General features: G+C 58.0%; 16 protein-coding genes. 6 read left to right on the top strand and 10 right to left on the bottom strand.

The genetic code is table 11. From position 1 onward, the window contains the following. Window positions 1-192 precede the first annotated feature (192 nt). On the bottom strand, window positions 193-1,197 hold the full coding sequence (locus tag DKK74_RS01155) for a LacI family DNA-binding transcriptional regulator (protein ID WP_181414853.1): 1,005 nt from the start codon (window positions 1,195-1,197) through the stop codon (window positions 193-195). A gap of 401 nt (window positions 1,198-1,598) precedes the next feature. Here DKK74_RS01155 and DKK74_RS01150 point away from each other — a divergent pair, with 401 nt between their 5' ends. The 3 genes from DKK74_RS01150 to DKK74_RS01140 all read left to right on the top strand — a co-directional run bounded on the left by DKK74_RS01150 (window position 1,599) and on the right by DKK74_RS01140 (window position 4,617). After that, window positions 1,599-2,615 carry an ABC transporter substrate-binding protein gene (locus DKK74_RS01150; RefSeq protein WP_258334399.1) on the top strand — a complete coding sequence of 339 codons (1,017 nt, stop codon included), beginning with the start codon at window positions 1,599-1,601 and terminating at the stop codon, window positions 2,613-2,615. Continuing rightward, window positions 2,612-3,400 carry an ABC transporter permease gene (locus tag DKK74_RS01145; RefSeq protein ID WP_110412395.1) on the top strand — a complete coding sequence of 263 codons (789 nt, stop codon included), beginning with the start codon at window positions 2,612-2,614 and terminating at the stop codon, window positions 3,398-3,400. Before DKK74_RS01150 ends, DKK74_RS01145 begins: the two co-directional genes overlap by 4 nt. Before the next feature lie 179 nt (window positions 3,401-3,579). Further along, a complete protein-coding gene (locus tag DKK74_RS01140; protein ID WP_181414851.1) occupies window positions 3,580-4,617 on the top strand; it encodes a DUF805 domain-containing protein in 1,038 nt (345 codons plus the stop codon). Window positions 4,618-4,668: 51 nt separating this feature from the next. Here DKK74_RS01140 and DKK74_RS01135 read toward each other — a convergent pair whose 3' ends face one another. Both DKK74_RS01135 and DKK74_RS01130 read right to left on the bottom strand, forming a co-directional pair. Next, the gene (locus DKK74_RS01135) at window positions 4,669-5,529 is read right to left on the bottom strand and encodes a hypothetical protein (protein ID WP_146210522.1); all 861 of its coding nucleotides are present in this window, start codon (window positions 5,527-5,529) and stop codon (window positions 4,669-4,671) included. An 81-nt stretch (window positions 5,530-5,610) separates the two neighbouring features. Further along, window positions 5,611-6,267: a histidine phosphatase family protein gene (locus DKK74_RS01130; protein WP_110412392.1), complete on the bottom strand. Its 657-nt coding sequence runs from the start codon at window positions 6,265-6,267 to the stop codon at window positions 5,611-5,613. Between the two features lie 213 nt (window positions 6,268-6,480). Between DKK74_RS01130 and DKK74_RS01125 the strand changes: the two genes are divergently transcribed. The 3 genes from DKK74_RS01125 to DKK74_RS01115 all read left to right on the top strand — a co-directional run bounded on the left by DKK74_RS01125 (window position 6,481) and on the right by DKK74_RS01115 (window position 8,859). Then, window positions 6,481-7,818, top strand: coding sequence for an MFS transporter (locus tag DKK74_RS01125; RefSeq protein WP_110412391.1), 1,338 nt, complete (start codon window positions 6,481-6,483; stop codon window positions 7,816-7,818). Window positions 7,819-7,896: 78 nt separating this feature from the next. Further along, window positions 7,897-8,403 carry a GtrA family protein gene (locus tag DKK74_RS01120; protein ID WP_110412800.1) on the top strand — a complete coding sequence of 169 codons (507 nt, stop codon included), beginning with the start codon at window positions 7,897-7,899 and terminating at the stop codon, window positions 8,401-8,403. 108 nt (window positions 8,404-8,511) lie between these two features. After that, complete coding sequence (locus DKK74_RS01115; protein ID WP_045923913.1) at window positions 8,512-8,859, top strand: phenylpyruvate tautomerase MIF-related protein; 348 nt, start codon at window positions 8,512-8,514, stop codon at window positions 8,857-8,859. 127 nt (window positions 8,860-8,986) lie between these two features. On the opposite strand, the gene rplI is transcribed toward DKK74_RS01115, so the two are convergent. From rplI to DKK74_RS01080, 7 genes are all read right to left on the bottom strand, one after another. After that, on the bottom strand, window positions 8,987-9,436 hold the full coding sequence (gene rplI / locus DKK74_RS01110) for a 50S ribosomal protein L9 (RefSeq protein ID WP_110412390.1): 450 nt from the start codon (window positions 9,434-9,436) through the stop codon (window positions 8,987-8,989). 14 nt (window positions 9,437-9,450) lie between these two features. Continuing rightward, a complete protein-coding gene (rpsR, locus tag DKK74_RS01105; RefSeq protein WP_015021310.1) occupies window positions 9,451-9,699 on the bottom strand; it encodes a 30S ribosomal protein S18 in 249 nt (82 codons plus the stop codon). Window positions 9,700-9,735: 36 nt separating this feature from the next. Further along, window positions 9,736-10,353, bottom strand: coding sequence for a single-stranded DNA-binding protein (locus DKK74_RS01100; RefSeq protein WP_029677658.1), 618 nt, complete (start codon window positions 10,351-10,353; stop codon window positions 9,736-9,738). Between the two features lie 100 nt (window positions 10,354-10,453). Continuing rightward, the gene (gene rpsF / locus DKK74_RS01095; protein ID WP_015021308.1) at window positions 10,454-10,750 is read right to left on the bottom strand and encodes a 30S ribosomal protein S6; all 297 of its coding nucleotides are present in this window, start codon (window positions 10,748-10,750) and stop codon (window positions 10,454-10,456) included. 168 nt (window positions 10,751-10,918) lie between these two features. Continuing rightward, window positions 10,919-11,941 (bottom strand): dTDP-glucose 4,6-dehydratase, encoded by a 1,023-nt coding sequence (gene rfbB, locus DKK74_RS01090; RefSeq protein ID WP_110412389.1) that lies wholly within the window; start codon window positions 11,939-11,941, stop codon window positions 10,919-10,921. Further along, window positions 11,938-13,203 (bottom strand): ABC transporter ATP-binding protein, encoded by a 1,266-nt coding sequence (locus tag DKK74_RS01085; RefSeq protein ID WP_110412388.1) that lies wholly within the window; start codon window positions 13,201-13,203, stop codon window positions 11,938-11,940. Before DKK74_RS01085 ends, rfbB begins: the two co-directional genes overlap by 4 nt. Continuing rightward, window positions 13,203-14,030, bottom strand: a complete 828-nt coding sequence (locus DKK74_RS01080; RefSeq protein ID WP_046322381.1) for an ABC transporter permease — start codon at window positions 14,028-14,030, stop codon at window positions 13,203-13,205. Before DKK74_RS01080 ends, DKK74_RS01085 begins: the two co-directional genes overlap by 1 nt. Window positions 14,031-14,169 lie beyond the last annotated feature (139 nt).

The following is a 14,169-nucleotide window of genomic DNA, read 5'->3' as shown; positions in this document are numbered from 1 at the left end:
TAGTGCCTGAGGATGATTCGTTTCCTACATTTAGTTATTCCCGTGTTTTGTGAGCTGAGTCACAAATAGTGGGGTCTGGACAAGGGCGGCAAATGGCCGAAAGACCAGTAGAGGTCATTTACACGGATGGCACAGCCGCCCGACACGCGCAGATTTTGTCTAGCCCCGACCCCTGCATCAAACAAAACAGACCTAAGCCAACAGACCCCGGGGCACAAAGAGGGTTTGGGTGCGCAGACGGCGATCCACGCTCATGCCCTCTGGAGCCTGCCGCCCCGGCTCAATCATGGACAGGAGCATGTCAACGCCCTGGCGGCCCATGCGATCCACCTGCTGGGAGATGACCGAAACCTGGGGACTGATCAGCTGAAAGACCTCCAGATCGTCGAAGGAGACCAGGGGCACACGCGAGCGCTGGTCACCGTCCCACTCCATGGCGAGGGCCTTGATGGCATCGGCCGAGTATCCGAAGATAACGGCGTCCACCCCTTGGCCGAGCAGGCGACGCATGGTCGCGGCTGCCCGGTGGCGATCCTCGAACCCTTGGCGGACCACCAATCCCGTCAGCCCCTGACGGGCATCCACGCCGTCCAGAAAAGCCTGCTCGCGCTCGCGGAAGGTATAGGAGCGGCTCTCGGGGCCCGGAACGAAGGCCACTCGTCTGCATCCCCTTGTTGCCAGAGCGTCCAGGGCCGCATCCAGGCCGGGCACCGGGTCAGAATCCACTAGAGGGACACCAGGCAGAGCCCGGTCAGGACGATCCACGAAGACCACAGGGAATTCCCTTGCCAACATGGTGCGCAGCATGGGCGATGTGGGCCCATCAGGCACGACCAGAACACCGTCCATATGCCGAGACAGAAGGATCCGGTAATAGTCCTCCTCTCTGCTGGCCTGGCAAGAGGACACGCCAATCAGGGGCGCGTAGCCTGCCGAGTAGAGCTGGTCCTGGACGGCGTAGACCAACTCGGAGAAATAAGGGTTGCGAATATCGGGGACCAGCAGACCTACGGCATGCGAGCGCGAGGATCGCATGGAACGGGCTCGGCTGTCGGGGATGTAGCCCAGCTCCATGGCCGCCCTGCGGACCCTGTCCTTGGTGGGTGGAGAGATGCGCCCCTTGTCGTTGAGCGCCTGGGAGACCGTGGATACGGACATGCCCGCCTGCTTGGCCACATCATTGATGGTCACCGACATGGGAACCCTCCGTCGAACCCTACCAAAATCGGATGTCTTGTTCTGGACGAGGCCGACCGCGGTCGGCCCGCACAGACCTCTCGTGAGTTTCCAGTATAAGTGCAAATGATGCAACCTTTCACCACGGCGAGGCAGAACCACCTGGGTTGGACTAGAGTGGTCTTGTTCGCGCGGCTGGTGGCAGCAGCCGCGGCACACATCGCAGAATTCCATCGGTCAAGACCGTACCGGATCGTCGCGCGGGCTCCTCACCTTCCCGTAGCGGCCCCGATGCGGATGGGCACCAGAGGTGCCGGAGAGGCAAGGTGACAGTGATGAGCATGTCGGAGAATAGTGGCTTCAGGAGAACTCCCGGCCACAGACTGATTGTACGGGCGCTCGCCCTGGCAGCTGCGCTCTGCATGGCAGCTACGAGCGCAGCCTGCGGGGCCAAGGGGGCAGATGACAAGGCCGATGACGGCTCCAAGCTCTCCTTCATGCTGGATTGGACGCCCAACACCAATCATGTGGGCATCTACGTGGCCCGGCATCTGGGCTACTTCGACAAGGCCGGCCTGAAGCTGACCATCCTGCCGACGGCCCAGGCGGGAGCCGAGACCTCCGTCCAGAACGGGGTCGCCGATGTAGGCTTCTCCAAGCTGAGCAACCTGGCCACCTTCAACTCCCAGGGATCCGACCTGCGGCAGGTCTTCAACATAGGCCAGCATTCCGTGGCACGTTGGTGCTCGCTGGCCTCGCGCACCGACATTCAGACCCCCAAGGATTTCGACGGCAAGACCTTCGTCAGCTTCGGATCAGCCGAACAGACGGCCGTGGTCAAGCAGATGATCCGCTATGCAGGCGGCAAGGGCGACTTCAAGCGGGTAACCAGCGGCACCAACACCTTCGCCACCTTGACCAGCGGCAAGGGCGACTTCGCCGGCTTCTACGCAAACTGGGAGGGCGTGGAGAGCGAGCTCAAGGGCCCAGCACTGCACTGCTTCACACAGGCCGACTGGGGAGTGCCCGGCAACCCCGATCAGCTGGGCTTCGTGGTCAAGAATTCCTGGTTGCAGCAGGCCGGTCACCGTCGCGCCCTGACAGCATTCGTCAAGGCCTGCCTGAAGGGATACGACTACGCCCTGAGCCATCCCGATCAGGCGGCGGACATCCTGGTTAAGGAAACCAAAGGATCGGCCATCGACCCGACTCTGGCCAAGCGCTCCATGGAGAGCATCGTCAAGGAGGGCTACTGGGTCGATAGTCCAGATCAAAAAAGCATCACCGGACTGATCAATGTCAAGGACGCCCAGGACTATCTGGATTTCCAGTTCAAGGCAGGCACCTACCGGGATGCCAAGAAGGGCGACCCCAACAAGGCCCCTCAGGCCACGGATCTGTGGACCGATCGGTATGTTCGGGAAGCAGCCGGTCAATGAGGTCGCGGAAGCAGAGTAGAACCCGGGCGCTGCCTCCGACCATCACCCTGCTGGCGCTGCTCATCATCTGGGAACTGGCTGCCCGCTTGGGCGGAGTCAGCGAACAGGTTCTGCCGGCGCCCAGCCGAATCCTGGCTGCCACAGTGCAGTCCCGGGAAGACCTGCTGCCCGCCACCACCATCACCGCTCTTGAGGGTCTCCTGGGCTTCCTCTTGGCTTCGGTCCTGGGAATAGTGATCGGCCTGGCCCTCTACAGCTGGCGCACCCTGCATGATGCCCTCTACCCCCTGATCGCCGGCGCTCAGATGATTCCGCTGATCACCATCGCACCCTTGTTCGTGATCTGGTTCGGATTCGAGCCCCTGGGCAAGGTGGTCATCGTGGCCGTCTTTGCCCTCTTCCCCATCGTGGTCCAGACCTACCGAGGCCTCAAGTCCGTGCCGCGCTTCTACCAGGATGTAGCGCTGAATTGCGGGGCAACCCGGACTTGGACCCTCTGGCACGTCAAGCTGAGAGTGGCTGCTGGGCAGATCTTCGGCGGTCTGCGCATCAGCGCCGCCTATGTCTTCGCCACCGCGGCCACCTCGGAGTATCTGGGTGCCAGGAACGGCCTGGGCATATGGCTGCAGTCGGCCTTCAACTCCTTTAGAACTCCGCTGATCTTCTCGGCCACCCTGGTCATCATCCTGCTGACCGCCCTCCTGCTGGGCCTGATCACCCTAACCGAGCGGCTACTGCTCGGCGATGCCGGCGATGATCACATGGTCAATCCGGACGACGAGTGAAGAGTCCCGCAGCAGCAATCACCTACCGAATCTGACAGACTGGCCCAAGTAAGCGTGACGAGTCCCCTATCCACTGCATTAGCCAGGACTAGCAGGCAGAAGAACCGGCCTGCCATAATAGGGATGTACGGAAAAGTCAGATTCAGGATTATCAAGAGAAGATGAGAGGGACGATATCCATGAGCCATCCAGATGATACGAACGACGGGAACCAGACCCCCAATGACCAGGGCTCCGCCAACGGCTGGTCCCAGAACAGTCACACAGATGGAACCGGTTCAGGGCCCGCAACCTACCCGAATCAGCCGCAACCAGACCAACCCGGCTATGCACAAGCAGCTTCTGACCAGAGCGACGTCTACCATCCGATCAACGAAGCCCAAAAACCTGCTGTCGATTACCAGCGGGAACAGTCATACCAAGGGCAGCCATACGGTCAACAGCCGCAGGGTCAACAGTTAGGCTACAACCAGCAACAGCCCTATGGTCAACAGTCCAATGAACAGCAGTACTACGGACAGCAGCAGGCGCCCTACGGTCAAAATCCGAATCCCGGCCAGGCCAATGGCCAGCCCAATGGCACAACCCCGCCGTCTGGCTATGCATCGGACAACTCTTATCAATCGCCTGAAGGTTGGTCGCAGGCAGGCTACCAATCGGGATATCAGGCAGGGTACCAGCCCGGACCCCAGGTCCCGCAGTATCCGGCCTACCCCTATGCGAACGCCGGTTTCAACGGCGAGCCGCCACTGAACGCACCCTGGTACGGCATTGACTTCGTAAACGCTTGCAAACGTTTCTTCGTCAAATATTCCGTCTTCTCCGGGAGGGCCTCCCGTGGGGAATTCTGGTGGGTTTTTCTCATGATCTTCCTCATCGACTTTGCGGTTTCGATCATCACCTCAGGATCCGTCTTTGTGGGACGGATCCTATCCTTCTTGGTCGCCCTTGGACTTTTCATACCGAATCTGGCCGTGGGCATACGGCGACTTCACGACACCAACATGTCCGGCTTCTGGATACTCCTGCCCTTCGTAAGTGAGCTGGTGGGCGGCATTCCTCTGGTCTTCGCCATTGTGGCTATTATCGACGGGCATCCAGGATCCTCGCTCTCCCTGCTTGGCTTGGGCGCATTGATCATGATCGCCGGAGCCGTCGCCGGGATCATTCTGCTGGCCCGACCCAGTGATCCACGAGGAGCCCGTTTCGACCGCTGAGTTCACCCTGCCCTTCGTCTTGACCGATGCCGAGGCGAAGGGCAGAAGGTCTTAAAGCTCCACAGGAGGCTTGTTGGGGTCCTCAGGCACATGGGCAAACTTGGCCTGCAGGGCCTCGCGGCTCTTACGCTCATCGTCCTCCTTGGCCTTGCGCTTGGCCTCCTCGGGGTCCCAGAGCACCTCCTGACGATGGTGGTCCCACTCAGCGCCAACCAAAGGGGCCAGCAGGTCGGCGAAAGCCTCAGGATCATCCAGTAATCTCAAGGCACGGACGACATCCTCGTCAGACAGGAAAGCCCGGGGAATGCCCAGTCGCTCGTTGAGCTCATTGATATAGACCAGAATTGGCGCGGCGGTCGCAGCATGGTCAGGGTCAGCGCCTGCACGCTGAAGCAGATCACGGCAGATCTCCAGGCTCGTAGCCAGGTCCCGGGCCACTTCCTCCTTGCCCTGAGGGGATTTGGGAGATTCGTTCTGGTCATTCACGGACTGCTCGGCCCTGGCCACGCCAGCAGCCACCTCCTGCTGCCGGGCCTGGTCCCAGCCGCTGCCCAAGGTTTCAGCCAAATCCGCAAGCGTCTTGGACTGGTCGCCCTGCGCCTGCGCAGCCGCCTCAATGGCATCGTTGGCAGCCATGAGGGCATCCACAAGCTCCTGGGGACGGCCAGGAATGTCCTCAGCGCCCTCATAGACGTATTCTGCGTCGGGAATGGTCACATCCTCGCCCGTCATCAGCTGCGCCAGCACCATGCTGATACGCACCTGCAGATCCTCCGCATACTTGGCATCGTTGGCCAGATGCTCGGCATTCGTCAAGGGCCAAAGGTCCACCAGCCTGGCCCCCTGCTCAGCCGCCTGGGCCACGGCGGGCCGTCCTGCTATCGCCTCCGCGCTTGACTGTACATCCACCATGATCATCACGCTCCTTCATCGGGTTCTCGGACAGTCATCCACGACAGTATCCTCAGCCATCCTAGGCCCTGCAAGCGGTCTTCACACGCCTGCCGCCGGATCCGCATAGGTGATTCCCAGCACTTTGCCGGTTTCACAGTCCAGGGTGATGGAGGTCACCGAGGCCAGGGCGGTGGCCCTGAGGAGCATATTGTGCTCGGGGTGGCCGGTCTCCAAGAGATGACGATACGACCAGATGGGCGACTCATGCGAAACAGCCAGGACCTGTGCGTCAGGGTGGCTACGAACCACCTGCCGGACGAAATCCCCCACTCGTCGAGCGATCTGCCTATATGACTCCCCCCAGCTGGGACGGCGCAGATCCAGGATCAGCCGCAGGTTGGAGGGTCGCCAGAGGGCCCCCTGCCCGTGACCGATGCGCTTGCCGCGGAATTCGTTGCCAGCCTCGATCAGGCGACGGTCGTAAATGGGCTCCAACGGTTTCAAGCCGTGCCGGACACGAGCAGGGTTGATCTGCTCAAGCAGGATGGCCGTGGTCTCCCTGGTCCTGTCCAGCGGGGAGGAGTAAACGGCTTCCAGATCGCGCATACCGGGAGCTTCGGCCATAAAGCGGGCCGTCGCCTCGACCATGGCCCTGCCCCTGTCAGACAGATGGAATCCCGGCAATCGCTCATAGAGAATATGATCGGGATTATCAACCTGGCCATGACGGACGAAATGAATGGTCGTCGCAGGCACGACCCACCTCCCAAGCTCCCCGACGGGCCCCTTAAGTGACCATGGCGGGGGGTAGAATTATCACTATCCGAATGGCACCGATCAGGCGCCGATATGGTTACCACTGTAGCAGTCCCCCCAGCACCCCCGCTTCCTCTCCATGCGTCTAAAGTTCTTGCGGAAAACATGCTTCGGGACCGTGAAGACACCTAGGGAAAGCGAGACGAACAACCCATGCCACGGCAATTGAAGGCGGCTCTGGTCGAAGCCGGTCACAGAGTCTTCGGAGGATACTCAGCGCTTCTGCGACTGCCTCATACGGCGCGGTTCGCAGTAGGGTCGGTCATTGCCTCCATGCCTTTCCCCATGGTGGGCATGACCATCACTATCTCGGTGCAACACTACTACGGCAGTTATTCCCTGGCCGGAGCCCTGACCGCCATCCAAGCCGTGGCCCTGGCTCTGGTCAGCCCTATGCTGGGCAAGTTGGTTGACAAGTTCGGTCAGCGACAGGTCTCCATCCCCACGGTTCTGGTCTGGGTTGTGGCCGCCACGGTCCTGATCACAGCCATCACCGCCCACGCTCCCACCTGGGTGCTCTATTTGGTCACCCCCTTCATGGCGGCCATTCCGCCCTGGGGAGCCATGAGCCGTAGCCGGTGGACGCACCTGCTACGCGGCGACCACCGTGCCACTAACCAGGCCCTGTCCCTGTCAGGGGTCTTCGACGAGGCCATGTGGGTGATCGGCAACCCACTGGCTTCCATACTGGCGGTCATTTCGGGCGTGTTGGCTTTCTCTTTCACCGGAATCTGCGTGCTGGTGGGAGCCTTTATGTTCCTCTCCTGTCGAGAAACCGAGCCGCCTTCGCAGACGGACATGGCCCGCGCCCAGGGCATCACCCGCAAGGAGTACCGGGAACGACAGGCTCAGCAGGTGGCTCGTCTTCGGGCCCAGGAAGGCGGGAACGGCCGCAGCGGGGCCTTCTGGAGCGCCGGCATGATTGCCGTCTGTGCCACCTGGTTCGGCCTGGGAGCCTTCCAGAGCGCGGCATCCATCTCCATCATCGCCTTCGCCACCGAGCAGGAGATGAAGCAGATGACCGGATTCGTCTTCGCCTGCTTCTCCTTCAGCTCCTTGGTCGGTGCCCTGCTCTACGGTGCCAAGAACTGGACCATCCCCCTCTGGAAGCGTTTCTACTTCTGCCTGCTAGTGGTCAACCTGGGCATCGGAACTTTCATGTTCGCCAGGAATCTGTTGACCATCATGTTCATCTACCTGATCATCGGCGTCTGCCAAGCGCCCACATGGATCAACGGCAACCAGCTCATGCTCCACCTGGTGCCGCCCATCCGCTTCACCGAAGGCATGGCCTGGCTGAGCGCCATGAATTCGATCGGTTCTTCCGCCGGTTCGGCTGTGGCCGGGCAGTTCATCGACCGTTACGGATCCCAGGGCGGGTTCGGGGTGGTCACTACTCTGGCTCTGGCCTCGCTGGCCATCGCCTTTGTAGGCTTCCGTCAAATCCGCAACAGCACTGAGGAGCCCATTCTGACTGAGCTGCCCGCCTGAGGGCGTAACGTAAGGCTTTTGCGCACAAGCGGTTCCCGGCACTCCGTCAGCACAGGAGGAATGATTGAATTGGCTACCGTGCGTAGATTAATCGGACAGCTGCTCAAGTTCGGCATCGTGGGCGTCATCGCTTTCCTGATCGACATCGGCATCATGAACCTGCTGATCATGGGGCCGCACCTGAACAATGTCCTGGCCGGAGCCATCTCCTTCCTGATCTCCCTCGTTTTCAATTACCTGGCCAGCATGCGCTATGTCTTCAGGCATCGGGAGGACATGGCCCGGTGGATGGAGATGACGGTCTTCCTGGTCTCCTCAGTCATAGGCCTGGGGATCAATGAGGTGATCCTATGGATGGGCACTGCCATGCTGCCGCCGGATGCCATCACCACCATGCACGCCCGCTACCTGCTCCATGCCAACATCGCCAAGATCACTGCCACCGTCGTGGTGGCCATCTGGAACTTCCTGATCCGCAAGTGGCTGCTGGACGCGCCTGCACCTGGCAAGCCGGTCAACCCGCGTTCGGTGGCCCACCGTCTGGGAGCCTGGTCCCTACGTCACCAACCCTTTGGCTGGCACTGAGCCAACCTTTCCAGTCAAGGCTACTATGGGACGGGAATAGTCAGCCATCCGTCAGGCGGATCGAATCATCCTGAGTGGTCATGCCGGACGGACCGGAAAGGAAGCACCATGCCTGTTATTCACACTCATGTAAGTACACCGATCACCGCCGAACAGCGTGAACGGATCAAGACGGCCTACGGCAAGGCCATCACCGCCGTTCCGGGCAAGTCCGAGGGCTGGCTCATGTGCCCCTTCGAATCGGACATGCCCATCTACTTCGGCGGTGACGACAGCAAGCCTGCCGCCTATGTGGAAGTCAACGTCTTCGGCAGCGACGTGCCCAAGTCCGCTTGGGAAAGCCTGACCAAGACCATCATGGACACATTGGAATCGGAGCTGTCCATCCCCAAGGACCGCACCTACATCCGTTACACGGCCACTACTGACTGGGGTTGGAACGGCGGCAATTTCTAAAATTGAGTAATCCCCTGTAACGCATAAGGAGGCCTTCCCGCGTATAATCTGCTGCGGGAAGGCCTCCTGCTTAAGCCCAGATCCCTATTTCAAAGGATCGTTAATGGGATAATCGGGGTCGGATTTGCTACTCAGCGACGACCTTGACCGTGAAAGCGGCCGAGATCTCGGGGTGCAGAGCTACGGTTGCCGGGAACTCGCCAGTGGTCTTGATGGTCTCCACGGAGATGGAGCGGGGATCGACGTCGGCCAGGGGGCGAAGAGCCTGGGCGATGGCATCGTTGGAAATGCCGCCGAAGAGCTTGCCTGAATCGGACACCTTGGCTGCGATCTCGACAGTCTGCCCATCGATGGCGGCCTTGGCAGCCACGGCATCCTCACGGGTGGCCATGGACTTGGCGCGACGGGCCCGCTGCAGGGACTCGATCTGCGCGGCGGCGCCCTTGGACCAGGCGAAAGCCAGTCCCTGGGGAATCAGGAAGTTGCGCGCATAACCGGGCTTGACTGCGACGACGTCGCCCTTGTGACCCAGATCGGTCACGGTATCGGTCAGAATAACCTTGGTTTCCTTTGCCATAATCCTGACCTCCCTCAGCGACCGTTGGTGGCGTAGGGCAGCAGGGCCATCTCGCGGGCGTTCTTGATCGCCTTGGAGATCTCGCGCTGCTCCTGGACGGTGACGCCGGTGATGCGGCGAGAACGGATCTTGCCGCGGTCAGAGATGAACTTGCGCAGCAGAGCCACGTCCTTGTAATCGATGGTATGAATCTTGGCGGCCCTCAGAGGATTCGGCTTCTTCTTGAAGGGCTTGACCGGCGGTTGCGGCCTTTTACGTGACATTGGTACTCCTTAAATGAATGATGACGCTATGAAACTTCAGAATTCGGGTTCGTCCCCGGAACCACCGAACTCACCGGTGGACCCGAAGGATCCGAAGGAATCGCCGGACCCGGTCGATGACCAGGGATCCTGAGCAGGGGCCTGCTGGCTCTGCGCTGGCTGCTGACGACCCATGGGGGCCGATGCCGCGCCGGCGCCGCCCTGGTAGGAAGCCCCACCCTGGTATCCGCCGTTGTTGGAGCCGGCGAAACCACCACGGGATCCTCCGCCACCAGTGTTGGCATTCCTGGTGACCTGGGCGGTGTTCCGTGTCAGTGCGGGTCCAATCTCGTCCAGACGCAGCTCCACGACCGTGCGGTTGTTGCCCTCACGATCCTGATAGGAGCGCTGCACCAGACGACCCTGAGCGATCACCCTCATGCCCTTGGTCAGGCTGGCCTGAATGTTGGAGGCCATGGGACTGTAGGTGGAATCCCAGGCCGAGCAACGCATGAAGAGCGAGTCGCCGTCCTCCCACTGCCCCGAGTTCCTGTTGAACTGCCTGGGCGTGGACGCGATGGTCAGGTTGGCCACCGTGCCTCCATTGGAGGTCGTACGCACCTCCGGATCCGCAGTGAGATTGCCCACCACGGTGATGTATGTATCTCCCGCCATGTCACGACCTTTCCTCGGAGTGAGGATTTGGGAATGAGCCTGTTGGGGCGAATCCCGCACCCTTGGACCTTCGACGCTTCGACGTCCTTTTGCTGTTTGCTTACTTGTCGTCCTTGCGAAGAATCTTGGTACGGATGACGGACTCGTTCAGGTTCAGCACACGATCAAGCTCGGCGCTGGCGGAGGGCTCGCAGGTGTACTCAACCACCACGTAGTTGCCTTCCTTGTGCTTGTCGATCTCGTAGGCTAGCTTGCGACGGCCCCAGACATCGATATTGTCGACAGAGCCGCCTTCCTTGGTGACCACCTCGAGATACTGGTCGGTCAGCTTCTTCAGCGAGCGCTCATCCATGGCCGGATCGGCAATGAACATCAATTCATACTTATGCGCAGACATCACCCACCTCCTTTGGACTTACAGGTCACGGGCCTTCCGTGACAGGAGGGTGTAGCACATCAACCCGCTATGCAACTTATACATAGACAGATAAGCCATATATTATCTATCGTGCCAGACAACCTGGCAGGTTGACATCATCGGATTCGGGTCTTTGGGTCAAGGATTTCAGTGGCCTTCTTGCCGATACCGCAATTCCGTCGTTTGTTTTGCAGGCATCCACCACGATTCATGCCTTTTGTACCATTCGATAGTGGCCTGAAGACTCTTGGCGAAATCGGCCTGAAGAGGCTTCCACCCCAACTCGCGCCGTATTTTTGAGGCATCAATAGCGTATCTTCTGTCGGCTCCCGGCCTATCCCTTACAAACTCCACTTCGTCAAGAGGCCGGTTCATCATTGCCAGAATCATCCGAACCACAGCGAGATTACTGAGGCGATTATCCGCTCCAACCAGATAGGTCTGCCCCAAACGACCCCGACAGTAAACGTGCCAGATGGCTCTGCAATCATCCTCTACGCTTAGCCAGTCCCGAACATCTTTGCCCTGGCCATACAGCTTGGGCTTGTGACCCGTCAGGATATTGGTTATTTGCCGGGGAATGAACTTTTCCACGTGCTGGAATGGACCATAGTTATTTGAGCTGTTTGTTATGGTCACTCTGGTGCCGTAAGTCCTCCACCAGGCCCTGACCAGATGATCAGATGCCGCCTTCGTCGCCGAATACGGACTCGATGGACGATAGGGACTGTTCTCATCAAATCTCGTCACATCCTCAACGGATGTATCGCCAAAGACCTCATCCGTAGATACATGATGAAAGCGCAGGTCATGGCGTCTCGCGGCCTCCAGAAGAACGTAGGTGCCATAAATGTTGGTATGAATAAAGGGAGCAGCATCTCTAATGGAATTATCATTGTGCGATTCCGCTGCAAAATGGATGATTCCATTAATATGATGCTGCTTGACGATTTGCTCGACCAAAGATGAATCGCAGATATCACCCCTGATCACTATGGGCTTGCGCGACAAACCATCCAGATTATGCGGGTTGGCGGCGTAGGTCATCTTATCCAGAACAACGACCTTCGCCCGCGGATTCACTCGGGCAAGATATCGAACGAAGTTGGAGCCAATAAAACCTGCCCCTCCGGTGACAAGAAGGCTGGCAACTTCATCCTTATCCGTCAATCCATGTCCTCCATGCCAGTACGGACGATCTCCATGCTTCTGTCGTTGATCAGGCCTGCAAAATTGGTAGTGCCATGATTGCGCACTACAAAATCGCAGGCGTTCTCATCGCTGGTGAAAGCGAGCTGGTCGTAGTTGGAAAGGTTAGTAACGTCAGGGATGATCCGCATAGAGGCAATGATGCGGAAGTTCCCATCATTAAAGAGCTTGAGCGGCATGGAAAAATGAACCAGATGATGCCCTGGGGCATTGACGTGGAAGTGGGCTCCGCAATCGAAGGGGACCCCTCCCCGACCGGTATCCATGACCGACATGGGTATGTAGAAGTCGCTGTCGCCCCGATAGTCATACTCCACATCGAACTTAAAGGTGTCGTCACAGGTAAGCAGCTGAGGCGATACTGGCAAGACCCTAAAGATAGGTACCTGATCGCTCAGTCCCGGCTCATGGGTCTGCTTCTCCTTTTCCACCTTCTTTTCCGTTTTTTTCTGCCCAGCTTGGAGGTTCTCCAAGGTGTACTGGCTGGCAACATCATTCTTATCGCCAGAAACCACGATCTCGCCGTCACGGATCAGGATGGCTTTGTTGCAGTATTTCTTGACGGAATCCATACTATGCGTAACGAGAATGACCGTTTTGGTCGGATCCTTCTTGATTTCAGTGAAGAAATTATCGCATTTACGCTGGAAGGCCTCATCACCGACTGCCAAAACCTCATCAAGCACCAGAATGTCGCCTTGTGCCTTGATGGCCACGGAAAAGGCCAGTCTGACCTGCATGCCGCTGGAATAGTTTTTCAGCTTCTGATCCATGAATTCACCCAGCTCGGCAAAATCGACGATTTCGTCGTACATGGCTGCTACTTGGTCATGAGAGAAGCCGAGAAGCGCGCCATTCAAAAAAACGTTCTCCCGGCCGGTCAATTCAGGATTGAAACCCACGCCAAGCTCGATGAACGGCACCAACTTGCCTTGAATATCCACACTGCCGTGTTCCGGCACATATATGCCCGAGATGATTTTCAGCAGGGTGGACTTGCCCGAGCCATTTCTTCCCACGATGCCGAAGAAATCACCCTGATGGACTTGGAAGTTGATGTCTTTGAGGACGACCTGCTCTCTGTACCCTTTGATTCCCTTGGTCCAGTTGATGAAAGCCTGCTTTAAGCCAGTGGCCTGCTCGGTTGGCAACCTGAAAGACTTGGCCACATGGTCAACAGAGAGCACGACTGGCCGATCATCAAACTGATCAACATCTTGCATTACAGAACCTCCGCGAATTTTCTGCTATGCGACCGAAATACATACAGGCCGAACATGAAAATAAGAACTGTCAATAGCAAAGGAATGAAAGCAAACAGCTTATTGCCGTACAGGGTCCAAACAGTGGGCACATTCTCAGGAGAAATGAGATTATGACGCACGTCCATGATGACCTGGGCTGCGGGATCCAACAGCATGAATTTTGCAATTAAAGGATAATTCTTTTGCACCATGGACAGCGGGTAGATAATGGGAACAGCATAAAACATAGCCTGAAGAACCACTTCCCAAATATGGGCGATATCACGATAATAAACGAACATCGTGGATAGGATCATGGCGATGCCCAGGGCAAGGATATAGAGCTGAAAAACATTGAGGGGGACTAAGAGAATCCTCCATGTGAAATGAGCCGTAGTGAACAGCCCGAAAACGATGACCACGCCCAGGTTGATGGCCAGGCTGATCATGGACCCCATCGTAACTGACGCTACGATGATGTATGTAGGAAAATGAACCTTACGCAGCAGGTCTCCACGGTTGACAATCGATTGCAGCCCCATGCTGGTGGCTTCCGAGAAGAAACTCCACAGGCAGGTGCCGCAAAGCAGAACAATGGGGAATGTGGGCGTTCCGTCTGTGAAATGAAGGAATCTCACAAAGACCACATACATGACGCAGAACAGCATCAGTGGCTTGAGAACCGACCACAGTACACCCAGGAAGGACCCTTGGTACCGAAGTTGAAAATCTGTCTTCACCAACTCTTTGAAAACGATAAACGAGTAGCGATACCTTTGCTGTAGTCGCTTTAAAGAAGCTTTCACAAAACTCCTATTCTACTGAACTCGTCCAATAGCGCAAAGGCTCATTATCGCAGGGAACCTCTTGCAAGGCAGCGGTTATTACCTTATATAAACAGGAAGCCCACAATTGGGAAGTAACATAAGTACCAACCACCGAGCG

The sequence above is a fragment of the Bifidobacterium asteroides genome (assembly GCF_003202755.1).
GTDB classification, from domain to species: Bacteria; Actinomycetota; Actinomycetes; order Actinomycetales; family Bifidobacteriaceae; genus Bombiscardovia; species Bombiscardovia asteroides_F.
The sequence above is the reverse complement of the archived record's forward strand: the minus strand, read 5'-3'. Positions and strand labels throughout refer to the sequence as shown.